The sequence below is a fragment of the Pseudogulbenkiania sp. NH8B genome (assembly GCF_000283535.1).
Classification (GTDB): domain Bacteria; phylum Pseudomonadota; class Gammaproteobacteria; order Burkholderiales; family Chromobacteriaceae; genus Pseudogulbenkiania; species Pseudogulbenkiania ferrooxidans.
The window spans coordinates 769,231-792,471 of sequence record NC_016002.1 but is presented as its reverse complement, the minus strand read 5'-3'; the positions used below and the strand labels follow the sequence as shown (position 1 = coordinate 792,471).

Here is a 23,241-nt window from a genome sequence, read left to right as displayed (position 1 = left end):
CACAACCCGGTCGCCGCGCCGGGTTTTTTGTTGCCCGCACCAGACAGGGTTTTTCATTCGTCATATAATGAAAAGCTTGTATGTGCCTCCCGCATCGCCCGACGCCATGACTGACGAATTTCTGCCCTATCAAAACGACGCCACCGAGCGCCTGATGTCTGCCAGCGCCATGTCCATCGACGAAATCTGGCGGGCGCTGGTCAACGACCAGCTGGTGCCCTACTTCCAGCCGGTGGTCGAGCTGCGTTCGCGCAAGGTGCTCGGGGTCGAGGCCCTGGCGCGCTGGCGCCATCCCGCACTGGGGGTGCTGTCGCCGGTGACCTTCGTGCCGATCATGGAAGAGCGCGGCATGATCCGCGAACTGACCGAACTGATCCTGGAAAAGTCGCTGTACGCCTGCCGCGACTGGCTCGATCACGGCCGGAATCTCACGGTGTCGATCAATCTGTCCGCCCTGTCGCTTACCGACCGCAACCTGCCGGGGCTGCTGGAAAGCAAGTGCCGTATCGCCGGTCTGCCGTCCTCCAGCCTGATCCTTGAGCTGTCGGAAAACACCCTGCGCCAGCACTGGGAGTTGGCCGAACCGCAGCTCGGCCAGCTGCGTGAGCGCGGTTTCGGTGTGGCTGTCGACGAATACGGCATCGGCAGCGGTCTGGCGACGCGCCTCAACGGCGAGCACTTCTCGACGATGAAGATCGACCGCGCCTTCGTGCACGGCGCCGGCAGCAATCCTCACCTGCGCGCCATCCTGCAGGAGAACCTGCTCCTGGCGCAGCGGCACGGCCTGTTCACGGTGGCCATGGGGATCGAGGAGAGCGCCGACCTGGCGCTCCTAAGCGAACTGGGCTGCGATGCGGTGCAAGGCTACCTGTGCTCGGCCCCGCTGCCTGCGGAAGGCTTGTTGCCGTGGATTTACCAGTGGGAAAAGGGCTAAAATCGCGTCATGGTGTAAACACCCGTTTAATCCCGCGTGAACGACAGCGACCCTGCCGTTCACGGACACAATGCCAAACAGCCGGTATCCCGAAACGGGACGACCCGGCTGTTTTTTCACGAGCGAAGGAAGCCGCATGAACATCACCGTAGTGCACCACCCGCTGGTACAGCACAAGCTCGGGCTGCTGCGCGAAGGCGCCATCAGCACCATGAAATTCCGCCAGCTGACCCAGGAGCTGGCGCGTCTGCTGGCCTACGAGGCCACCCGCGATTTCGAGCTGGAAACCGTCACCATCGAGGGCTGGTGCGGTCCGATCGAAGTGCAGCAGATCAAGGGCAAGAAGGTCACCGTGGTGCCGATCCTGCGCGCCGGCCTCGGCATGCTCGACGGCGTGCTCGACCTGGTGCCGTCGGCCAAGATCAGCGTGGTCGGGCTGTACCGCAACGAGGAAACGCTGGAACCGGTGCCCTACTTCGACAAGTTCGTCGACAGCCTCGACGAGCGCATCGCCGTCATCATCGACCCGATGCTGGCCACCGGCGGCTCGATGGTCGCCACCATCGACCTGTTGAAGCGCAAGGGCTGCAAGCAGATCAAGGCGGTGGTGATGGTGGCGGCACCGGAAGGCGTGAAGGTGGTGAACGAGGCTCATCCCGACGTGCAGATCGTCGCCGCCTCGCTCGACAGCCACCTCAACGAGCACGGCTACATCATCCCCGGCCTGGGCGACGCCGGCGACAAGATCTTCGGCACCAAGCACGGCTGACGCACCGATGGCCCGCCAGCGCCGCGTGGCAGGTCAAGTGCGGTCTGCTCTCTCCGGCCCCACGACGAAAGGCGACGCATGGACGCGTTCAAACAGATTGATCACGACTTCCTGCTGCGTTTTCCCGGTGCCCTGAGCGACCCTGACTGGCTCGCACTGGGCAAGAAGCACCGCAGTATCGACGCTGTGATCCGCCTGTGCCGGGAAGGGCTGACCGAGCCCGTGCTGCAACGAACCGTCTCCACCGGTAACACGGCCGCCGTCATCGAATGCTGCCGCCAGATCATCGGCCGCTGCAGCACCGTCAGCACCTTCGAGAAGATGGCGTTCCGCCATTACCTCGGGTATGGCGAGGTGCACCTGCCTTTCGTGGCGGCACTCAACGACGTGCTGCACCATTTTTCGTCCGAGCACTTCGAGGCTTTCGTCGATGTCCTGATGCTGTGCCGGCACGACCCGAGGGCCAATGCGGCGAAATGGCCGGTGGTGACCTGCTTTCTGGCCTACAGCGATCCAGAGCGGCAGGTGTGCATCAAGCCGACCACCATCAAGAAGCTGGCCGCCAAGCTCGGCATCGACATCGCCTACCAGGCTCGTCCCAACTACGAGACCTACCAGCGGGTGCAGGAGATGGTGCGCGAATTCCGCCGCCACAGCCGGCTCGCCGCGGACCAGAACAACATCATCGCCCAGGCTGTCATGTACTGCACCGTCTGACACCCGGCGCGACTGCCGGGCTATTTGCATAACAAGGAAAAATCCATCATGTTCCAGCATGTAAAACTGGCCGTCTCGGGTGCCCAGATCCTGTTCGTCGCCTTCGGCGCACTGGTTCTGGTCCCGCTACTGACCGGCCTCAATCCGGCCATGGCCTTGCTCGGCGCCGGCGTCGGCACCCTGCTGTTCCAGCTGTGCACCGGCCGCCAGGTGCCGATCTTCCTCGGCTCCTCGTTCGCCTTCATCGGCCCGATCATCTATTCGATGCAGACCTGGGGCATGGGCGCCACCATGTTCGGCCTGTTCTGTGCCGGCTTCATGTATTTCGTGTTCGCCGCCATCGTGCGGTGGCGCGGCATGGCGCTGGTCAACCGCCTGCTGCCGCCGGTGGTGATCGGCCCGGTGATCATGATCATCGGCCTCTCGGTGGCGAACGCCGCGTCGAACATGGCGATGGGCCGTGCCGGCGGCCAGCAGGTGATGCCGTACGAGACCTCGCTGCTGCTGGCCGCGGTATCGCTCGCCACCACCATCGTGGTGTCGATCTTCGCGCGCGGCATGTTCAAGCTGGTGCCGATCCTGGCCGGCGTCACCGTCGGCTACATCGTCGCCGCGCTGCTGGGCGTGGTCGACTTCGCCAAGCTGGCCAACGCACCATGGTTCGCCGTGCCGCAATTCCACAGCCCGGAGGTGAACTGGGCGGCGGCGCTGTTCATGCTGCCGGTGGCGATCGCCCCGGCCATCGAGCACATCGGCGGCGTGATGGCGATCGGCGGCGTCACCGGCCGTGACTACACCAAGAGCCCGGGCCTGCACCGCACGCTGTCCGGCGACGGCCTGGGCGTGTGCCTGGCCGGCCTCATCGGCGGGCCTCCGGTGACGACTTACGCCGAGGTGACCGGCGCGGTGATGATCACGCGCAACTTCAACCCGGTGGTGATGACCTGGGCGGCGCTGTTCGCCATCGCCATGGCGTTCTTCGGCAAGTTCAACGCGCTGCTGCAGTCGATCCCGATGCCGGTGATGGGCGGCATCATGGTGCTGCTGTTCGGCACCATCGCCTCGATCGGCCTGAAGACGCTGATCGAAGCCAAGGTGGACCTGATGGAGCCGCGCAACCTGGTGATCATCTCGGTGGTGCTGACCGCCGGTATCGGCGGCCTGGAGATCAAGCTGGGCTCGTTCGGGCTCGCCGGTGTCGGCTTGTGCTCGCTGCTGGCGATCGTGCTGAACCTGATCCTGCCGCGCCACGCCGCCACCCACGACGGCATCGTCGAGGGACAGGACCTGTAACAGCGGCTTCGGCCAACCTGACAACGCCAACCCGCCCCGGCAACGAGGCGGGTTTTTTCATGGTCACGCCGGGCCGCCCGGAAAAAATGTCGCAATGCACAATAACAATGTCCTGATCGTGAACGACTCTGGCGTGTCAGGCTGGAACAATATATCCAGTCAATCGAAGGAGCCCCGCCATGCGTACCCTGATCGCTTTCTGCCTGCTCTATTTCCTGCTGCTGCCGATGCTGGGCGGCGCACTGGCCTTCCTCGGCGGCACGCTGCGGGCGCGCTTTGCCGAGCAGCGCAAGGCCTACGCCGGCTACCATCCGATGAACCCGTTCTATCGCTTGTCGCCCTACCATTTCGGCAAGCGCTGAAACCCCAGTCTTTCTCCTCCGTCAGTATTGGCGCCACGGTCCGATGGCGCTTTTTTTGTGCCCCGGGCCCTGGGCAGACGGCTTCCCCCGACGGGCCCGGCGCTGGCCTTCGGCGCCTCAGCCGCGCCCACCCAGCGGTTCCCGCAGGCGAGCCATCAGCAGGCCATCGACGAACTCGCCGTCGCGGAACGAATCGCCCCGCAAGCGTCCCTCCTCCTCGAAACCCAGCTGCCGGTACAGCGCGATGGCGCGCTCGTTGTCAGCGTAGACGTGCAGTTCGAGCCGGGTCAGTCCCAGCCAGTTGTCGGCGTACTCCAGCAGCGCCCCCAGCAACCGGCGCCCCACCCCTTTGCCTTGCCAGTCTTCGTGCACCGCCAGCGCCAGCGAGGCGGTGTGGGCGCGGCGCAGCTGCGGCGGGCGCATCACGGCGCCGTAGGCGATGGCACGGTCCTCCGCGTCGCACGCCACCAGCGCGTGCGTACTGTCCGGCAGCTCGGCCAGGCGCGTCTGCCAGTGCGACAGCGAGGGATACGGCAGCTGCAGCGAATTGCGCACCACCGAGGGGCAGCTGAACAGGGCCTGCAAGGCGGGGGCGTCGGCGACGTCGGCACGGCGGATTGGGTAGCTCATGGGATCTCCTCGAGAAGGGAACAGCGGGCAACGCCGCGGATCGCGCCGCGCCAGCCCGGCGTTCGACCATGACATAAAAACCGCGTCCCGCCCAGCCAGGACGGGTCCCGCGCGCGCGGAGGGCACGAAAAAGCCGCCCGCAGGCGGCTGGTACCAGGCTCTCGGCGCGTTCAGCCGGGGCGGCGCGTGGCGCGGTCCACCAGGTACATCAGGTGCTGGTAGGGAATGCCGGCGTGTTCCGACAGCCCGATCTCGCAGGTGGCGCTGGTGGAGAAGCCGCCACAGCAGCCGCCCACCTGCTCCTTCAGCCCGGTCAGCGCCGAGGCGTTCAGTTCCGGATAGGTGAAGCCCTTGTCGCCAGCGAAGCCGCAGCAGGTGATGCCGGCGGGCTCGGTGACCCGGCTCGAGCAGCGCCGTGCCAGCGCATTGAGCGTCGCGCCCTGGCCCAGCTTCTTCATCGAGCACACCACGTGCAGTGCCACGTGCTCGTCGAGCGGGGTGAAGTGCAGGTGGGCGGCGGCCTCGGTCTCGATGAAGGTGGTGACGTCGACGATGCGCAGGCGCGCGTCCTGGATGCCCTCCAGCATCGCCGCGGTGCACACGCCGTTGTCGACGATCACCGGCCAGCGGCCGTTGTCGCTCGCCGCCAGCAGCGCCGCCTTCAGTTCGGCCAGCTTGGCGGCGGCGGCGTCCAGCGCTCCCTTGGACTTGAACGGCGTGCCGCAGCACAGATTGTCCAAGCCGGCCGGGTAGAGCAGCTGGTAGCCCGCCTTGCCCAGCACCGAGGCCACCACCTCGTTGAGCGGGCGCGGGTCGGGCATGGCGGTGGACGGGGAGAAAGTGCGGGTAAGGCAGGACGGCAGGTACACCACCTTGCGCGCGCTCCCGGCGGCGCCGGCGCCCAGACGCGGCTTGGCCGCCGCGCGCGGGAAGTAGGGTGTCCAGTGCGGCACACGCCGGCCGAACACGCGGCGCAGGCCGCGCATCACGGCGCCGGTGGCGGCGTCGCCGGCCACGGCGTGGGTCGCGTCGAGCAGCGTGAGGCCGAGCCGCGCCCCGCGCGTGGCGCTGTCGTAGTGTCCGGCCAGCCAGTTCGCCGCCGCCCTGCCGCTGTCGCTCTGGTGGCCCTGGCGAATCTGCGTGGTCAGCTTGCCGGTGTTGATGCCGACCGGACAGGCGGTTTCGCACAGGCCGCAGGTGGTGCAGGTGTCGTCGCCGGCGTACTGGTACAGCGCTTCCAGCTCGGCCAGGCGGTCCGGCGCGTCCCCGGCGCTGCGCAGCGCCGCCATCTCGCGGTTGGCGACGATGCGCTGGCGTGGCGTCAGGGTGATGGCGCGGCTCGGGCACATCACTTCGCAGAAGCCGCACTCGATGCACTTGTCGACCAGCGCGTCGACCGCCGGGATCGGCTTGAGGTCCTTGACGTGCAGCAGCGCGTCGCTGGTCAGGATCACGTCCGGGTTGAGAATGCCCTGCGGGTCGAAGATCGCCTTGATCTCCTGCATTACGCGGTACGCCACCGGCCCCCATTCCATCTCGACGAACGGCGCCATGTTGCGGCCGGTGCCGTGCTCGGCCTTGACCGCACCCTCGTAGTCCACCGCCACCAGCCGGCACACCGCTTCGATGAAGGCCTCGTAGCGCGCGACTTCTTCGGCGCCGGAGAAGTTGGGGGTGAACACGAAGTGCAGGTTGCCCTCCAGGGCGTGGCCGAAGATGATCGCCTCGTCGTAGCGGAACTGTTTGAACAGCGCCTGCAGGGCCAGCGTGCCTTCGGCCAGGTGCTCGATCGGGAACGCCACGTCCTCGATGATCACCGTGGTCTCGGCGGCGCGCATCGCCCCGACGCTGGGGAACATGCCCTTGCGGATGTTCCACAGCTGGGTGTACTCGCTGACGACGTCGGTGAAGGCCACCCCGGTCAGGGTGTCGATGTGGCCGATGAAGTCGGCGATCGCCGCGGTGTTGGCGGCCAGCGCGGCCGGGTCGGCGGCGCGGGTCTCGATCAGGATCGCGGCGGCGTCCTCCGACAGCGTCTTGATCAGCGCCGGCACGCCGGCCTTGTTTTCCACCGAACGCAGGCTGGCGCGGTCCAGCAGCTCCGCCGCCGCCACCACGTCCTTGTGCTGCGCCAGCACCTGCACCGCGTCGCAGGCGGCCTTGATGGTGGGGTAGAACACCAGGGCCGAGGCCTTGTGCGGGTGTTCCACCACGGTGTGGTAGGTCACCTCGGAGACGAAGGCCAGCGTGCCTTCGCTGCCGACGATGAGGCGGGTGAGGATGTCGAGCGGGTCGGTGAAGTCCACCAGGGCGTTCAGGCTGTAGCCGGTGGTGTTCTTCATCTTGTACTTGCGGCGGATGCGGGCGGCCAGTTCGGCGTCGTCCCGCACCCGCGCCGCGAGCGCCGCCAGTTGCCCGAGCAGGCCGGCGTGGCTGGCGCGGAACGCCGCCACACTGGCGGCGTCGGCGGTGTCGAGCACGCTGCCGTCGGCCAGCACCACGCGGATGGCGCGCAGCGTCTGGTAGCTGTTCTGCGCCGTGCCGCAGCACATGCCGCTGGAGTTGTTGTTGACGATGCCGCCGATCATGGCCGAGTTGATCGTCGCCGGGTCCGGGCCGATCTTGCGTCCGAACGGCGCCAGCGCGGCGTTGGCGGCGGCGCCGACCACACCCGGCTGCAGGCGGATCGCCGCACCGTTCTCCAGCACCTCCAGCCCCTTCCAGCCGTAGCTCGCCACCACCAGGATCGAGTCGCTGACCGCTTGGCCGGAGAGCGAGGTGCCGGCGGCGCGGAAGGTGACGGGCAGCACGAATTCCGCCGCCAGCGCCAGGATGGCCTGCACCTCGGCCTCGGACTGGGTCTTGACCACGATCTTGGGCGTCAGCCGGTAGCAGGAGGCGTCGGTGCCGTAGGCCAGCGTGGAGAGCGGGTCGGTGTAGATCCGCCGCGGCTCGATCTGCTCCTGCAAGCGGTGGTGAAACTCGCGATACGCTCCCTGCAACATGGCCCTGTCTCCTCCTGCGTAGCGGACCGCCAGCGCCCGCACGCGTTCTATCGTGTCGATGAACGCGATGGTGCCACATTTCATCCTTCGGCCCATCAAGGGATAGCCCTTGGTCCGGCGCGGTCTTGCCGCCAGCGCGGCACGGCTGCTAGGCTCACGGCTGACACTTCGGGAAAAGGAGACGACCATGCTGATGCAACGCGACAAGGCCACGCTGCTGGTGGTGGACATCCAGCAGAAACTGGTGCCGGCAGTGATCGATCCCGGCGGGGTGGTGGCACGGGTGCGCTGGCTGCTCGGCGTGGCCCACGATACCGGCCTGCCGGTGGTGTTTTCCGAACAGTATCCGCAGGGCCTCGGCCACACCGTGCCGGAACTGCTGGCGGCCGCCCCCGCCGCCCCCGTGGTGGCGAAACGGCATTTCTCCTGCGTCGCCGGCGACTGCCTGCCGGAGACGCTGCTGGCGCGCGACCAGGCCATCGTCTGCGGCATGGAAACCCACGTCTGCGTGCTGCAGACGGTGCTGGAATTGCTGGCGGAAGGGAAACAGGTATTCGTGGTGGCCGACGCGGTGACGAGCCGCTCGGCGCGCGATCTCGAACTCGGCCTGCAACGCATGCGCGACGCCGGCGCGGTGCTGGTGAGCCGCGAGATGGTGCTGTTCGAAATGCTGCGCGAAGCCGGCTCCGAGCTGTTCCGCAGCATGAGCAAGCGCTATCTGCAGGGCACGCAACCCTGAGGCGGAGCGCCCGCGCGGGACGAGACGGCGGGCCGGAAAAAACGAAAGGTTGGCCGAAGCGGCTTCGGCCAACCTTGTCTTTCTCGAGATGACGGCTGAGCCGTTCTAGTTCTCCCCTATTACTTCCACTTCCGGCCCTGTCGAGCAGAAGTGCAGACTTGGCTCTGCTGCGTGCACTACCATGGTGCATTCATCACCATAACGACGCAGGGAAAGGCGCCAAACAGGTGCAACCCTCCCCTTTACCCCGCATCGAAGCGGCGGCACGCTGGATAACCACAGCCTATTTAGCAAAAATCGTGCCAGATAATCTGTAAACAGCCGTCCAAGGCATCCCCAGCGCGTCGGCCCTTTCTTCAAACGCCCCGCGGCCATGCGCTGACGGCGACCGACACGCTGCCACGAGCCCATGCCCACGACTTCACTGACCGCCCTGCACCACCTCCAGAGCAGAGTCCGCAGCGAAACGGTTGCTGCCAACACGATGGTAAACTACCGCCGAGATCCCACTCGAGGCATGCTGAGCGCCGGCAGGGCTGGCGCCAGCAGCGAGCGCCCCGACACCCCGATGACATCAAGGAAAAAGCAATGACCACATCCGCCAGCTTCAAGGACATTCTGGCTACTCTGCCCGACACCGCCGGCATCGCCGCACTGGTGCTGCTCGACGAACACGACGAACCGCAGGCGCGCCTGGAAAACCAGCCCGGTACCGCCGGCTCGGTCAAGGTCTACTACGCGCTGGTGCAGCGCTTCGGCCACATCGACCGCACCGCGGCCGCAGAAGGGCTGGCGCTCTACGCCGAGCACACCGCCGACGCCCGGCTCAACCCCGGCAAGCACCCCAATATCGACCGCCTGCTGGCCATCGCCGAAGCCGGCGCTCCCGGCCTCAAGGCGCGCCTCGTACTGCAGGGTGACTGAACACCTCCGGCCGCTGCTGCCACACATGAAAAAAGCCCGCACATGTGCGGGCTTTTTGACGATTCCGGTATAACCGGGAATCAGGCTTCCGGTACCACGACAACCTTGATCGCCACAACCACGTCGTGGTGCAGGGCGACTTCCAGGTCGTATTCACCGATGGCCTTCAGCTGGCCGTTCGGCAGGCGAACTTCGAAACGCTTCACCGGCACGCCGAAGGCGGTTACGGCTTCAGCGATGTCGACGTTGGTTACGGAGCCGAACAGACGGCCATCCACACCGGCCTTCTGGGCGATGGTGATGGTAGCGTCGGTCAGCTTCTCGGCACGAGCCTGAGCGTCGGCCAAGATTTCGGCTTGCTTGGCTTCCAGTTCGGCGCGGCGAGCTTCGAAAGCTTCCAGGTTGGCGGCGTTGGCACGCTTGGCCTTGCCCTGCGGGATCAGGAAGTTACGAGCGTAACCGTCCTTGACCTTAACCACGTCACCCAGTTGACCCAGGTTGGCCACTTTTTCGAGCAGAATGATTTGCATCTTGTCGTATCCTTTCCCGGCTTAGTGTTGGTCGGTGTACGGCAGGAAGGCCAGGAAACGCGCGCGCTTGATCGCGGTGGTCAGCTGACGCTGATAACGGGCCTTGGTACCGGTGATGCGGGACGGGATGATCTTGCCGTTTTCGGCGATGAAATCCTTCAGGAGATCAACGGATTTGTAGTCGATTTCCTTGATGCCTTCTGCCGTGAAACGGCAGAACTTCTTGCGCTTGAAGAGTTGACGAGCCATTTTGACTAACCTTTTACAAATTCAACGTGTTCGATATGCAGTACTAACCGCGGGTTGCGCAGGCTGCGCTGGCTGAGGAAACCGCTGACGGTGACCATCTTGCCTGCCAGACTACCGGAAAGCTTCCGGGCCGCTTCGCCGATCAGGAGTGCCTGCACTTCGCAGCCCACATCCCTTTCGAACCCCGCTTCACGCTGCCGGGACTGATGCCTGAGCCACATTTCCAGCACCGGCAGGCCGGCGGGGGTGTATCTCAGGGCGTCTTCGCGTTCGACAGCGGCGGTCAGTACCAGCTGGTTCTGCAAGAGTGGAGTCGCGATCAGGCTGCGACTTCAGCCTCGGCGGCCGGCTGTTGCGGTTCCAGCAGATTCTTGGCCTTCTCGTCCTTCATCATCGGGGACGCTTCGGTCACGGCGCGGTCCAGCTTGATGGTCAGGTGGCGCAGAACGGCGTCGTTGAATTTGAACGCGTGTTCGATCTCGGCCAGGGTCTCTGCTTGGCACTCGACGTTCATCAGAACGTAGTGAGCCTTGTGCAGCTTCTGGATCGGGTAAGCCAGTTGACGGCGGCCCCAGTCTTCCAGACGATGGATCTTGCCTTCGGCGGCCAGAACCATGCCCTTGTAGCGCTCGATCATGGCCGGAACCTGTTCGCTCTGGTCCGGATGGACGATGAACACGATTTCGTAATGACGCATGTGAACTCCTTGTGGCTATAAAGCCTTTCCGCCATGCGGTAGCAGAAAGGCAAGGGTTGAGAACCGCAGAATTCTACGCACCTTTACCGGCTACGGCAATGAAAAACAGCCGCCGCCCCGTTGATTTGGGCCGGCGGCTGTGGCGTCGTTGCCGAAACGATCGAATCATGGGCGGCGCTTGTGAAAGAAATCGTCGCGAGCGACCCAAGGCCGGCTTGAGAAGCGCAGCCGTACAAATGGTACGGCGAGCATCGCAGGGCCGGGATTGGGGCGCGCAGCAGATTTATTCACAAGCGCTCAGCCGACCACGTCGTAGCCGGCATCGCTCACCGCCTCGGCCAGCATGCCGCGCGTCGGCATGCCGGCGTCGCACAACACTTCGACCTTGCCGCTCGCCAGGTCCACTTCCACCTGGCGCACCCCTTCCAGCTGACCCAGGGCGTTCTTGATGCTGTTGGCGCAACCGTTGCAGGTCATGCCCTCGACGTGCAGGATGATTTTTTCCATGAAGCTTCCTTTCTCAGAATTTCTTGTAGCGCTCGATATCGCTCACCCGCCCGTTGCGGAAGGTGATGGTGGTGGTATGCGGCTCGACGCCATCCGCGTACCAGGTCATGGACTTGCGGTCGCCCCAGGCGAAGCCGTGCCGCGTGCGGTAACGGACCGAGCCGCCGTCGCTGACGTAGTCGGGCGGCCCGGTGAGCTCGAGCACCTCGGCCTCGCTCATGCCGGTGTCGAGCCGGATGAAGACGCTGAACGGAATCGGCGCCGCCAGCGCGGCGAGCGGCCCGCACCACAGCGCGAGCATGAGCGTGCGCACCAGCCTGTCCATGTTTACCTCCCGCCGCCCTGGGCGGCGTCATTCCAATGCGCCTTAGAAACGATAACTTTGGCGGCGGCGTTGCGCGGACCGCGTGCGAATCTATCGCAGAGATTCGCTCAGCGAGCACTGGCCGTACTACTTGTACTGTCTGCGGCCCCGCTCACTTGCCTTCGCGTTCCTAATGCTTTTTGGAATCAGCGCACCTTCTTCACCACGTCGATCAGCTCGGTCACCAGGCCGGTGGCGTCGCCGGCGCGCAGCGCCTGCGCCACGCAGCCCTTCATGTGGTTTTCCAACAGTTGCAGCGACACCGCGTCGAGCGCCGACTTGACCGCGGCGATCTGGGTCAGCACGTCGACGCAGTAGCGGTCGCCGTCGATCATGCCGCTGATACCGCGCACCTGCCCTTCGATCCGCGCCAGGCGCTTGAGCAAGGCGCTCTTGTTGGGCTGCACGACCAGCTTGTCGCGGCCCGGGGGTTCATGGTCACAGCACTGCTGCATGACGACTCCTCGGAGGGAAAGGCAATCCGGCATTGTGACGTATCCGGCGCCCCGGTCAAAGGGCGCCCCCTGTTATCAGTTTAGGCCGGCGGCCACTCAGGCGCGCACCAGCAGCTGCCCCATCATGCCCTGGTCCTCGTGCTCGAGAATGTGGCAGTGGAACATGCGCAGGCCGGGCAGATCCTGGCGGAAGCGCAGCCGCACGCTCTCGCCGGCCGCGACGTTGACCACGTCGTGCCAGGCCAGGAACGGCTCGTCACGCCACTGGCCGTCTTCGGTGCGCGCCAGCACCTGGAACTGCGTGCCGTGCAGGTGGAAGGGGTGGTCCATGTGGGCGTTGCCGACGATCTCCCACTCTTCCACCTGGCCGACCTTGCCTTCGAAATCGATGCGCGCCATGTCGTAGGTCTTGCCGTTGATCAGGAACATCGCCTTCGGATCGGCCATGTTCTCGGAGAACTCCACGCGCCGCTTCACGGCTGGCGCCGGTAGCGCCGGCACCTCGGCGAGACGGGCCGGCAACGGCGCACTGGCGCGGCGGCCGTGACGGTTCAGCGCCATGAGCGGCAGCACCGTGTCCTGCTCCGGGTGCATCGCCTTGCCGCGCGCGTACGGCAGCGCCACCAGGCCGGGCGTCTGGCCGGCGCCGAAACGCCCGGTCACCACCAGCTCGGCGCGCTCGCCCGGCGCCAAGAGCAGGTGCTCGATGCGGCGCGGTGCGGCAATCGCCCCGCCGTCGGTGCCGACCAGGTGCACCTCGTGCGCCGGCAGCGCGATCTTCAGGATGCGCGCGCTGGTGGCGTTCCACAGGCGCCAGCGCTGGCGTTCCCCCTCGGCCAGCGCCAGGGTTGGCCGAAGCGCGCCGTTGACCAGCACGAACTGGCCTTCGCGACCGTCGTGATGGTCGGCCATCGAGTTGGCGGCGATGCTGCCGTCGCCATCCAGCTTGAGGTCGGACAGCACCAGCAACTGCTCGGGCAAGTGCGCCAGCGGGTCGTCGCGACGACGCACGATGAAGGTCCCGGCCAGCCCCATGTAGGCCTGCTGCCCGGTGTAGCCGTGCGGGTGCGGGTGGTACCAGTAGGTGCCGGCCGAGCCCTTGGGCAGGGTGAAACGGTAATGGCGCGAAGCCCCCGGCGGCACCGGGTCGTGCGGGTTGCCGTCCTGCTCGGCCGGCACCGGCATGCCGTGCCAGTGGATGGTGGTGGGCTGGGCGAGCCGGTTGCTGAAGGCGATCTCGACCGTGTCCCCCTCGTAGGCCTCGATCAGCGGCCCCGGCACGCTGCCGTTGTAGGCCCAGAACGTGGTCGGCTGGCGCCCCGGCAGCAGCGGCAGCTTGATCGGCGCGGCGACCAATTCGCCGCTCACGCGTCCGGCGCCACCGTGATTGACGAGCCGCTGCAGCGACGGCAGCGGCCGCCCTTCGGGCAGCGTGACGCCGCCGGCATCGCCTGCCATCGCGGTCATGTCATGGCCGGCATGCGCGCCATGGTCCATGCCCGGCATGGCGGGCGGGGTGGCGGCCCAGGCCTGGCGCACGATCAGCGGCAGGGCGGCCAGCCCCAGCGACAACTCCAGGAAACGACGACGGTGCATGCGGTTCTCCTTCTCGGTTCTCTCGAATCATATACCCCTATAGGGTATTTTTAAAGATACCGCGCCAACACAAAAAGTTCCGGGGGAGCGGCACGCCGCTCAACGTTGGCCGAAACGAAACACCCCCGCGCAAGGCGGGGGTGTCGAAGGCCGGGCGGGAGCAGGCTCAGCCCTTGGCCTCGCCCTTCAGCACGCGCTGGCGCCGGCTCTCGGACAGCACCATGCCGGACGACACCGAGACGTTGAGGCTCTCGACGCTGCCGAACATCGGAATCGACACCAGCACGTCGCAATGCTCGCGCGTCAGGCGGCGCATGCCCTCGCCTTCCGAGCCCATCACCCAGGCCAGCGGGCCGGCGGCGTCGAAGTGGTAGAGGTCGGTGTCGGCCTCCATGGTGGTGCCGGCGATCCACACCCCGGCGTCCTTGAGGTCGCGCAGGGTGCGCGCCAGGTTGGTGACGGTGATGTAGGGCACCACCTCGGCGGCGCCGCAGGCCACCTTGGACACGGTGGCGTTCAGCGTGGCGGAGCGGTCCTTGGGCGCGATCACCGCGTGCGCGCCCATGGCGTCGGCGACGCGCAGGCAGGCGCCGAGGTTGTGCGGGTCGGTGACGCCGTCGAGGATCAACAGCAGCGGTGGTTCGGACAGGTTTTCCAGCACGTCGTCCAGACTGACGTAGCTGCGGCTGGCGTCGATCATCGCCACCACGCCCTGGTGGCGCGCGTTGCCGCTCATGCTGTCCAGGCGCGCCTTGTCGACGATGTGCAGCTTGATGTTTTCCGCCGCGGCCTTGTCGAGCACCGCCTGGGCGCGGGCGTCCTGACGGCCGCCGGCGAGCCAGATCTCGAGCAGGCTCTTGGGGTTCTGCCACAGCCGGGCGTTGACGGCGTGGAAGCCGTGGATGAGGCGCTTGTTGCTCATGAGGGAAAAGCCTGAAAACGGAAATGGCGGCTATTGTACCGCCATCGCCGCGCCTCAGCGCACTATCGCGCCGCGCTCGCGCGTCAGCGGCTGCGGGCTTCGCTGCTGCAGGAAGGCCGGCAGCTCCGCCGCCGGCAGCGGCCGGCTGAACAGATAGCCCTGCAGCAGCTGGCAGCCCTTGGCACAGAGAAAGGCCGCCTGCGCCTCGGTTTCCACTCCCTCGGCCACCACGCTGAACGACAGCTTGCGCGCCATCGCCAGGATCGCCTCGGCGATCGCCGCGTTGTCGCCGTCGCCCGGCAACCCCTCGATGAAGGAGCGGTCGATCTTGAGCGTGTCGAGCGGGAAGCGCTTGAGGTAGGACAGCGACGAGTAGCCGGTGCCGAAATCGTCGATCGACAGCCGCACCCCGAGCGCCTTGAGCTCGCCCAGCAGCGATACCGCCTCGCTCGGGTTCTGCATCACCATGCTCTCGGTCATTTCCAGTTCCAGCCGGCCGGCGGCGATGCCGGCCTCGGCCAGCGCGCCGGCCACCTGCATGATCAGCCCCTGCTGCTCGAACTGGCGCGCCGACAGGTTGATCGCCAGGCGCGGCACGTGCAGGCCCAGGCAGTCCCACTCGGCCAGCTGGCGGCAGGCCTGGCGGATGACCCAGTCGCCGATCGGGCGGATCAGGCCGGTCTCCTCGGCCAACGGGATGAAACGTACCGGCGACACCAGCCCCAGCTCGGGGTGGCGCCAGCGCAGCAGCACCTCGAGCGCCTCCAGGCGATACGTCGCCGCCGCCACGATGGGCTGGAAGTGGAGCTCGAATTCGCCGCGCTCGAGCGCCTGGCGCAGGCCGCGCTCCAACTGCAGCCGTTCGATCGCCTGGGCGTTCATCTCAGCGGCGAAGAACTGGTAGGTGTTCTTGCCGGCCTCCTTGGCACGGTACATCGCCACGTCGGCGTTCTTGAGCAGGGTGCGGGCGTCGCTGCCGTCGTGGGGGTAGACGCTGATGCCGAGGCTGCCGGTGACGATCAGCTCCTGCCCCTCCAGCCACAAGGGCTGCGCCAGCACCGCCAGGATGTCTTCGGCCAACGTCGACAAGGTGGCCTGCGAGGCGAAATGGCTGACCAGCAGCGTGAACTCGTCACCGCCGAGGCGGGCGATCTGGCCGCGCCCCCCCACCACCTGCTCCAGGCGGCTGGCGGTCTCGCGCAGCAGCTCGTCGCCGGTCTGGTGGCCGAAGGAGTCGTTGATCAGTTTGAAACGGTCGAGGTCGAGGAACATCACCGCCACTTGCTGCCCGGAACTGGCGATCTGCTGGATGCGGTCTTCCAGGCACGCGATCAGCCAGCTGCGGTTGGGCAGGCGCGTCAGCGGGTCGTGGTTGGCAAGGAATTGCAGCCGCTCCTCGGCCTGCTTGCGCACCGTGATGTCGGCGAACACGCCGACGTAGTTGGTGATCGCGCCGGCGTCGTCGCGCACCGCCGAGATCGACAGCTCGGCCGGGTACCACTCGTGCGAGCGGCGCCGGTCCAGCATCTCGCCCTGCCAGTGGCCGTGCCGCGCCAGCCCGTCCAGCATCGCCACGCTCCAGCTGGTATTGTCGCGGAAGATGCGCGACACGCGCCCGATGACCTGCTCCGACTGATAGCCGGTGATGCGGGTGAAAGCCTGGTTCACCGCGATGATGCGGTAGTCCGCCCCGGTGATCAGGATGCCCTCGGCAGCGTTCTCGAACACCTTGCTGGCGAGCTTCTGGTTGGCGTCGGCCTGCACCCGGTCGGAAATGTCGACCACCACGCCGATGATGGCCGCGCGGCCGCGATACTCGAACAGCCGGCTGTGGATTTCCACGTCCAGCAACTGGCCGTCCTTTCGCACCAGCCGCGCCGAGAAGTGCATGATGGAGATGTTCTCGCTCAGGCGCTGGTTGATCTGCTGACGCAGCCGCTGGCGCTCCTCGTGCGCCAGCACCGTCTCGATCCGCTCCCCCTGCAACTCCTCGCCCGGGTAGCCGAGCATCTCCGCCAGCTTGTCGTTGACGTAGGCCAGGCACTCGCCCTGCAGGATGTAGATACCGACCAGCGACTGCTCGATCAGGGCGTGATAACGGTTTTCCGCCTCCTGCTTGGCCTGCCGCTCGCGCTTGCTCTGGGTAATGTCGGTGGCGATGCAGCCGATGCCGGCCGGCAGGCCGTCGGCGTCGAACAGCGGAAACTTGGTCACCAGGAAATCGCCGGGCAAGCCGTCCAGCGTCAGCGTCTGCTCGTACTGGCGCGACTCCAGCGCGCTCAGCACCTGACGGTCCTGCTCGGCCGTCGCCCGCGCCTCCTCCGGCGGCAGGAAATCGGCGCTCTTCTTGCCGATCAGCTCGGCCGGGGCCTTGCCCAGCGCCCGCGAGTAGGCGCGGTTGACCAGCAGGTAACGCCCCTCCAGGTCCTTCAGCGACATCACGTTGGGGCTGTTCCGCAGCCAGGCTTCGAAACGCGCCAGCGAGTCCTGCAGCTGGCGGATGCGGCGTACCGCCGCTTCCGACTGCGTCGCCACCAGCTGCGCCGACAGCACCAGCGCCAGGTTCAGTACGATGCCGTTGGCCGGCAGGGGCACGGGCTGGAACGACGGGCCGTCGAGAAACGCCGCCAGCACCAGGATCAGCAGCCCCAGCAGCGTCGCGCCGCCGATGCCGGCGCGGCAGGCCGCCCACAACAGGCAGGGGTAGAGCAAGAGATGGATGGGCACCAGAGGAACATGGCCGGCACCGAGCGCGGCCGCCCATAGCGACACCGTCACCAGCGCGATGAGCAGCAACTCGAGGTAGCGGCGCCGGCTGTATTCGACCCCGGCGAACGCGGCCGGCACGCACAGCACCAGCGCCAGGGCGAGCGCACCGTATTGCAGCAAAGCCTGAGCCAGCGGCAACCCGACACCCGAAAATGCCTGCACACCCCACAGCAACAGCGCCGCCGCCGCGGCCGGCGCCAACAGCAGCGACGACAGCAGCCGCAGCAGCGACGAGAGCGAGTTCAGGGTCAGCCGGGCGTGGTGGATGCCGGCGAGCCGGGCGGCCCCGGCCACCAGATAGAGCGACAGCGCCAGCCCGCCGGCCCACAGCGGCCCGGCCCACTGGCTCGCCAGCCCCCAGGCCAGCAGCGGCCACAACCAGATGGAACGGGCGGGATGGCGCACCGCCCACAGCAGGAATAGGCCGTGTGGAATGAAACTGGCCGGCCCCGGCGCGGAGGTGGCGGCGTGCGGCCACAGCAGCAGCGAGGGAAGAAATACCAGCAGCGCCAGGCAGGAAGCCAGCCACTCCTTTCTGTTCACCATAAATCCTTTGTCGCGAGCCGCCGTCCCGGCGGACCCTGGGTTCTGTTGTTATCGTCGTGTCGTCCGCGCATGGCGCCCGGCTGTACGGGATGACAGGCTGGTATAATACCGCGAGTCCCCTTCTTGTGAAGTCGTATGTTGACCACACCTCCCCCGCTGCCGCCGGCCGGCCAGAAGACCCGACTCGCCCCCCTGCCCGAGGGCCTGGACGCCGCCCTGTTCGCCCGTCTCGCCGGCCAGGGCCGGCTGGTCCTGGTACTGGCGGCCGACGCCCAGAGCGCGCAACGGCTGAAGGCGGAAATCCCGTTCTTCGCCCCGGACTGCCGCGTGGCGCTGCTGCCGGACTGGGAAACCCTGCCCTACGATCACTTCTCGCCACACGCCGATCTGGTCAGCGAGCGCCTGGCCACGCTGTGGCAGATCCGCCAGCGCGAATGCGACGTGGTGATCGCGCCGGTCTCCACCGCGATGACGCGACTGGCCCCGGTGGGCTACCTGCTGGGGCGCACCTTCTTCCTCAAGGCCAAGACCCGGCTCGATGCCGACCAGCTGCGCGCCGACCTGGTCACCGCCGGCTACGCCCACGTCACCCAGGTCATGGCGCCGGGCGAGTTCTCGATCCGCGGCGGGCTGATCGACCTGTTCCCGATGGGCTCGGCGCTGCCCTACCGCATCGACCTGTTCGACGACGAGATCGACTCCCTGCGCACCTTCGACCCGGACAGCCAGCGCACGCTGTACCCGGTGCCGGATATCCGCCTGCTGCCGGCGCGCGAGTACCCCAGCGACGAAGCCGGCATCACCGCCTTCCGCCAGCACTACCGCGAGCGCATGGAGGGGGACCCGTCCAAGAGCCGCATCTACCGCGACGTCAGCGCCGGGATGTCGCCAGCCGGCATCGAGTACTTCCTGCCGCTGTTCTTCGACACCACCGCGACGCTGTTCGACTACCTCGGCGAGGACGCGCTGGTGGTGACCCACCGCGACGTGGCGGGGGCGGCCGACACCTTCTGGCGCGAGGTCCAGGAGCGCCACCAGATGGCGCGCGGCGACACCGAGCGCCCGGTGCTGGCGCCGGCCGAGATCGTGCTGCGCCCGGACGAACTGATGGCCGCGCTCAAGCCCTATCCGCGCGTCGAGTGCCCGGCCGAGCCCGCCCCGTCCGGCCTGCCGCCGCTGGCGGTGGAGCGCCGCACCGACAACCCCTTGCAAAAACTGGCCGACTTCCTGGCGGGCCACCCCGGCCGCGTACTGCTCTCCGCCGAGAGCCTGGGGCGGCGCGAGACCATGTACCAGTTCCTCAGCGAGAACGGCATCAAGCCAGTGCCGGTCGACAACTGGGCGGAGTTTGCCGGCGGCGCGATGAAGCTGGCGCTCACCGTGGCGCCGCTGTTCAGCGGCTTCGCCGTGGCCGAATCGCAGCTCGCCATCATCACCGAGAGCGAGCTCTATCAGCACGTGGCCCGCAGCCACACGCGCCGCGCCCGCGCCCGTGCCGGCTCCGACGCCATGCTGCGCGACCTGGCCGAGGTCAAGGTCGGTGACCCGGTGGTGCACGAGCAGCACGGCATCGGACGCTACCTCGGCCTGGTGTCGATGGACCTGGGCGAAGGCGAGACCGAGCTGATGCAGCTGGAGTACGCCGACGGCGCCAAGCTCTACGTGCCGGTGAGCCAGCTGCAGCTGATCAGCCGCTACGCCGGCGGCGCCACCGAGCAGCTGACGCTGCACCGCCTGGGCAGCCCGGCCTGGGACAAGGCCAAGAAGAAGGCCGCCGAGAAGGCGCGCGACACTGCGGCGGAACTCCTGAACCTGTACGCCCAGCGCGCCGCGCGCGAGGGGCATGCCTTTTCGCTCAACCACCACGACTACGACGCCTTCGCCGCCGGCTTCGGCTTCGAGGAGACGCCGGACCAGGCCAGCGCCATCGAGGCGGTGATCGCCGACATGTGCTCGGGCAAGCCGATGGATCGCCTGGTGTGCGGCGACGTCGGCTTCGGCAAGACCGAGGTGGCGTTGCGCGCCGCCTTCGTCGCGGTGCTGGGCGGCAAGCAGGTGGCGGTGCTGGTGCCGACCACGCTGTTGGCCGAACAGCACTTCCAGAATTTCTCCGACCGCTTCGCCGACTGGCCGGTGAAGATCGCCGAGCTGTCCCGCTTCAGGAGCGCCAAGGAAAGCAAGGCGGCGCTCGCAGGGTTGGCCGAAGGCACGGTGGACATCGTCATCGGCACCCATAAGTTGGTACAGCCGGACGTGCAGTTCAAGAACCTGGGCCTTGTCATCATCGACGAGGAGCACCGCTTCGGTGTGCGCCAGAAGGAACAGCTCAAGCGCCTGCGCGCCAACGTCGACGTGCTGACGCTGACCGCGACGCCGATCCCGCGCACGCTGTCGATGGCGCTGGAAGGGCTGCGCGACTTCTCCGCCATCACCACCGCGCCGAGCCGCCGCCTGGCGGTGAAGACCTTCATCTCGCCGCTCGCCAACGGCGTGATCCGCGAGGCGGTGCTGCGCGAGCTGAAGCGCGGCGGCCAGGTGTTCTTCCTGCACAACGAGGTCGACACCATCCAGAACATGCAGGAGAAACTGGCCGAACTGCTGCCCGAGGCGCGCATCGGCGTGGCGCACGGCCAGCTGCGCGAGCGCGAGCTGGAGCAGGTGATGCGCGACTTCCTGCAACAGCGCTTCAACCTGCTGTTGTGCTCGACCATCATCGAAACCGGCATCGACATCCCCAACGCCAACACCATCCTGATCAACCGCGCCGACAAGTTCGGCCTGGCGCAACTGCACCAGCTGCGTGGCCGCGTCGGCCGCTCGCACCACCAGGCCTACGCCTACCTGCTGACGCCGGACGGCATGACGCGCGACGCGCAGAAGCGGCTGGAGGCGATCCAGCTGTCCGAGGAACTGGGCGCCGGCTTCTATCTGGCGATGCACGACCTGGAAATCCGCGGCGCCGGCGAGGTGCTGGGCGAGGGCCAGTCGGGCGAGATGCAGGAAGTCGGCTTCGCGCTGTTCACCGAAATGTTGAAACAAGCGGTGCGCGACCTGAAAAAGGGCAAGACCCCGGACCTCGACGCACCCTTGGGCGTCACCACCGAGATCAACCTGCACAGCCCCGCGCTGTTGCCCGACGCCTACTGCCCGGACGTACACGAGCGGCTGGTGCTGTACAAGCGGCTCGCCAGCTGCGAGAGCGAAGCCGAGATCGACGCCATCCACGAGGAACTGATCGACCGTTTCGGCCTGCCGCCGCAGACCGTCAAGACCCTGGTCGACAGCCACCGCCTGCGCCTGGCGGCGCGCCGGCTCGGGGTGCAGAAGCTCGACGCCAGCGAGGCCGGCATCCAGCTCAGCTTCGTCAAGAACCCGCCGATCGACCCGATGAAGATCATCACGCTGATCCAGAGCAAGAAGAACTACAAGCTGGCCGGCCAGGACAAGCTGCGCGTCGAGGTCAAAGTCGACGACGTCGGCCTGCGCGTGGTGCGGGTGAAGGAGCTGCTGAAGGAACTGCAGTAGCCCGCGCAAAGAGGTTGGCCGAAAGCCGAGCGCAGAATCAAAAAAGCCGTGCCTCCCCTGGGTGGCACGGCTTTTCCATGGAAAACGCGCAGGGCTTGGGAACCTGTTCAGGGTCTGTCGCGAGCGGCCCTCAGCGGGGTGAAGAGCAGCGCAGAAACCGGAATGAACATGAGTCCATGAGGATTTCTGATCGCTGAGCGAATCCCTGCGTGCCAATCTTCGATTGGCTCAGCGATAAGATTCGCACGCAGTGCACATGAGCCCCGATCAGGGACGCGCAGCAAGACCATGAGCAGGTTCTTACACCGCTTCCAGCGCCAACAGCTCCGCCATGGTCTGGCGGCGGCGGATCAGGCGTACCGCATCGCCGTCGATCAGCACCTCCGGCAACAGCGGGCGGCTGTTGTAGTTGGAGGACATCGACGCGCCGTAAGCGCCGGTGTCGTGGAACAGCAGGTAGTCGCCCACCTGGCACGGCGGCAGATCGCGCGTCACCACCACGCCGCCGTCTTCCTGGGTGAACACGTCACCCGATTCGCACAGCGGCCCGGCCACCACGGTCGGCACCAGCGCGTCGTCCGCCGGCTGCGGCCGGCCCTGGGCGACCAGCGAGATGCCGTGGTAGCTGCCGTACATCGACGGCCGCATCAGGTCGTTGAAGCCGGCGTCCACCAGCACGAAGTGACGGCTGCCCATGTCCTTGACTGCGCGCACCTCGGCCAGCAGGGCGCCGGACTCGGCCACCAGGAAGCGGCCCGGCTCGATCTCGAGGCGTACCGGATGGCCCAGCTTGGCCTCGATCTCCTTGCGCGCCGCGTCCCACAGGCCGAAGTAGTGCGCGGTGTCGATGCGCGCCTCGCCGTCGCGGTAGGGAATCGACAGCCCGCCGCCGGCCGAGATCGCCTCGAGGTCGTGGCCCATGCCGGCGACCAGATCGACCATGGCGCCGCACACCTGCTGCAGGTGGCCGTAGTCCACGCCGGAACCGATATGCATGTGCAGGCCGACCAGGGTGAGGCCATGTTCACGGATCACCTGCAGCGCGTCCGGCAGCTGCTCGTGCCAGATGCCGTGCTTGCTGTTTTCGCCGCCGGTATTGGTCTTGTTGCTGTGGCCGTGGCCGAAACCCGGGTTGATGCGCAGCCAGACGCGATGGCCCGGCGATGCCGCGCCCAACTGGCGCAGCATGTCGATGGAACCGGCGTTGACCGGAATCTGCTCCGCCACCACGCGCGCCAGCGTGGCCTGGTCGAGCAGGTCGGCGGTCAGCACGATGCCGGACGGCTCGTCGCCGCGGCCAGAGAAGCCGGCGGCCAGGGCGCGCTCGATCTCGCCCAGCGACACCGCGTCCACCACCACGCCCTGCTCGCGCATCAGACGCAGGATATGGGTGTTGGAGCAGGCCTTCTGCGCGAAGCGGATCACGTCGAAGGCGCGCAGCTGGGCAATGCGCTCGCGGATTACCGCGGCGTCGTAGAGCCATACCGGGGTGCCGTACTGGCGGGCGACGGCATTGAGCAGCTCGGGATTGCGGATAGTCATTCAAAAAGCTCCTGGGCCACGGTGCAGCGCGGCGCGGTCAGTCAAGAAGCGGCATGGGGTGCCGGAACATACCCGCCATCATGCCCGAGCGATGTCATTTCATAAAATATCGTTTTTCACCCTATCCATTCATGTACGATATGGATTGATCCACTACCGCCACGCC

Annotated in this window: 21 protein-coding genes; 8 read left to right on the top strand and 13 right to left on the bottom strand. The window is 66.8% G+C overall.

The genetic code is table 11. The annotated features are described in order from the left end of the window. The first annotated feature begins 106 nt into the window (after nt 1-106). The 5 genes from NH8B_RS03780 to NH8B_RS03760 all read left to right on the top strand — a co-directional run bounded on the left by NH8B_RS03780 (nt 107) and on the right by NH8B_RS03760 (nt 4,075). Entirely contained in the window at nt 107-934 is an 828-nt protein-coding gene (locus NH8B_RS03780; protein WP_014086080.1) for an EAL domain-containing protein, read from the top strand. Between the two features lie 136 nt (nt 935-1,070). Continuing rightward, nucleotides 1,071-1,703: a uracil phosphoribosyltransferase gene (gene upp, locus NH8B_RS03775; RefSeq protein WP_014086079.1), complete on the top strand. Its 633-nt coding sequence runs from the start codon at nt 1,071-1,073 to the stop codon at nt 1,701-1,703. 78 nt (nt 1,704-1,781) lie between these two features. Beyond that, on the top strand, nt 1,782-2,420 hold the full coding sequence (locus NH8B_RS03770; protein WP_014086078.1) for a hypothetical protein: 639 nt from the start codon (nt 1,782-1,784) through the stop codon (nt 2,418-2,420). A gap of 48 nt (nt 2,421-2,468) precedes the next feature. Beyond that, the gene (locus tag NH8B_RS03765) at nt 2,469-3,713 is read left to right on the top strand and encodes a uracil-xanthine permease family protein (protein WP_014086077.1); all 1,245 of its coding nucleotides are present in this window, start codon (nt 2,469-2,471) and stop codon (nt 3,711-3,713) included. A 179-nt stretch (nt 3,714-3,892) separates the two neighbouring features. Beyond that, complete coding sequence (locus tag NH8B_RS03760; protein ID WP_008953306.1) at nt 3,893-4,075, top strand: hypothetical protein; 183 nt, start codon at nt 3,893-3,895, stop codon at nt 4,073-4,075. Nucleotides 4,076-4,192: 117 nt separating this feature from the next. On the opposite strand, the gene NH8B_RS03755 is transcribed toward NH8B_RS03760, so the two are convergent. Together NH8B_RS03755 and NH8B_RS03750 are read right to left on the bottom strand one after the other, a co-directional pair. Then, a complete protein-coding gene (locus NH8B_RS03755) occupies nt 4,193-4,705 on the bottom strand; it encodes a GNAT family N-acetyltransferase (protein ID WP_014086076.1) in 513 nt (170 codons plus the stop codon). Nucleotides 4,706-4,875: 170 nt separating this feature from the next. Continuing rightward, nucleotides 4,876-7,710, bottom strand: a complete 2,835-nt coding sequence (locus NH8B_RS03750) for an FAD-binding and (Fe-S)-binding domain-containing protein (RefSeq protein WP_014086075.1) — start codon at nt 7,708-7,710, stop codon at nt 4,876-4,878. Between the two features lie 187 nt (nt 7,711-7,897). On the opposite strand from NH8B_RS03750, the gene NH8B_RS03745 reads away from it, so the two are divergent. Beyond that, nucleotides 7,898-8,449: a hydrolase gene (locus NH8B_RS03745; protein ID WP_014086074.1), complete on the top strand. Its 552-nt coding sequence runs from the start codon at nt 7,898-7,900 to the stop codon at nt 8,447-8,449. A gap of 588 nt (nt 8,450-9,037) precedes the next feature. Next, the gene (locus NH8B_RS03740; protein WP_008953310.1) at nt 9,038-9,373 is read left to right on the top strand and encodes a DUF2322 family protein; all 336 of its coding nucleotides are present in this window, start codon (nt 9,038-9,040) and stop codon (nt 9,371-9,373) included. An 80-nt stretch (nt 9,374-9,453) separates the two neighbouring features. Here NH8B_RS03740 and rplI read toward each other — a convergent pair whose 3' ends face one another. From rplI to NH8B_RS03690, 10 genes are all read right to left on the bottom strand, one after another. Further along, nucleotides 9,454-9,903 (bottom strand): 50S ribosomal protein L9, encoded by a 450-nt coding sequence (gene rplI, locus NH8B_RS03735; protein WP_008953311.1) that lies wholly within the window; start codon nt 9,901-9,903, stop codon nt 9,454-9,456. Nucleotides 9,904-9,924: 21 nt separating this feature from the next. Continuing rightward, nucleotides 9,925-10,152, bottom strand: a complete 228-nt coding sequence (gene rpsR, locus NH8B_RS03730; protein WP_008953312.1) for a 30S ribosomal protein S18 — start codon at nt 10,150-10,152, stop codon at nt 9,925-9,927. A gap of 5 nt (nt 10,153-10,157) precedes the next feature. Then, nucleotides 10,158-10,457: a primosomal replication protein N gene (priB, locus tag NH8B_RS03725; protein ID WP_014086073.1), complete on the bottom strand. Its 300-nt coding sequence runs from the start codon at nt 10,455-10,457 to the stop codon at nt 10,158-10,160. Between the two features lie 14 nt (nt 10,458-10,471). Continuing rightward, nucleotides 10,472-10,849 carry a 30S ribosomal protein S6 gene (gene rpsF / locus NH8B_RS03720; protein ID WP_008953314.1) on the bottom strand — a complete coding sequence of 126 codons (378 nt, stop codon included), beginning with the start codon at nt 10,847-10,849 and terminating at the stop codon, nt 10,472-10,474. A gap of 297 nt (nt 10,850-11,146) precedes the next feature. Further along, nucleotides 11,147-11,356 (bottom strand): heavy-metal-associated domain-containing protein, encoded by a 210-nt coding sequence (locus NH8B_RS03715; protein WP_008953315.1) that lies wholly within the window; start codon nt 11,354-11,356, stop codon nt 11,147-11,149. 13 nt (nt 11,357-11,369) lie between these two features. Then, on the bottom strand, nt 11,370-11,669 hold the full coding sequence (locus NH8B_RS03710; RefSeq protein WP_232503520.1) for a hypothetical protein: 300 nt from the start codon (nt 11,667-11,669) through the stop codon (nt 11,370-11,372). Between the two features lie 197 nt (nt 11,670-11,866). Continuing rightward, nucleotides 11,867-12,175 carry a metal-sensitive transcriptional regulator gene (locus NH8B_RS03705; RefSeq protein ID WP_014086071.1) on the bottom strand — a complete coding sequence of 103 codons (309 nt, stop codon included), beginning with the start codon at nt 12,173-12,175 and terminating at the stop codon, nt 11,867-11,869. A gap of 96 nt (nt 12,176-12,271) precedes the next feature. Beyond that, nucleotides 12,272-13,771, bottom strand: a complete 1,500-nt coding sequence (locus tag NH8B_RS03700; protein ID WP_014086070.1) for a multicopper oxidase family protein — start codon at nt 13,769-13,771, stop codon at nt 12,272-12,274. Between the two features lie 166 nt (nt 13,772-13,937). Next, entirely contained in the window at nt 13,938-14,693 is a 756-nt protein-coding gene (gene rlmB / locus NH8B_RS03695) for a 23S rRNA (guanosine(2251)-2'-O)-methyltransferase RlmB (RefSeq protein ID WP_014086069.1), read from the bottom strand. A gap of 54 nt (nt 14,694-14,747) precedes the next feature. Then, the gene (locus NH8B_RS03690) at nt 14,748-18,008 is read right to left on the bottom strand and encodes a sensor domain-containing protein (protein WP_014086068.1); all 3,261 of its coding nucleotides are present in this window, start codon (nt 18,006-18,008) and stop codon (nt 14,748-14,750) included. Between the two features lie 135 nt (nt 18,009-18,143). On the opposite strand from NH8B_RS03690, the gene mfd reads away from it, so the two are divergent. Next, a complete protein-coding gene (gene mfd / locus NH8B_RS03685) occupies nt 18,144-21,533 on the top strand; it encodes a transcription-repair coupling factor (protein ID WP_014086067.1) in 3,390 nt (1,129 codons plus the stop codon). 300 nt (nt 21,534-21,833) lie between these two features. Here the strand turns inward: mfd and lysA are convergent, their stop codons facing one another. Beyond that, nucleotides 21,834-23,075, bottom strand: a complete 1,242-nt coding sequence (gene lysA, locus NH8B_RS03680) for a diaminopimelate decarboxylase (protein WP_014086066.1) — start codon at nt 23,073-23,075, stop codon at nt 21,834-21,836. Nucleotides 23,076-23,241: the final 166 nt, after the last annotated feature.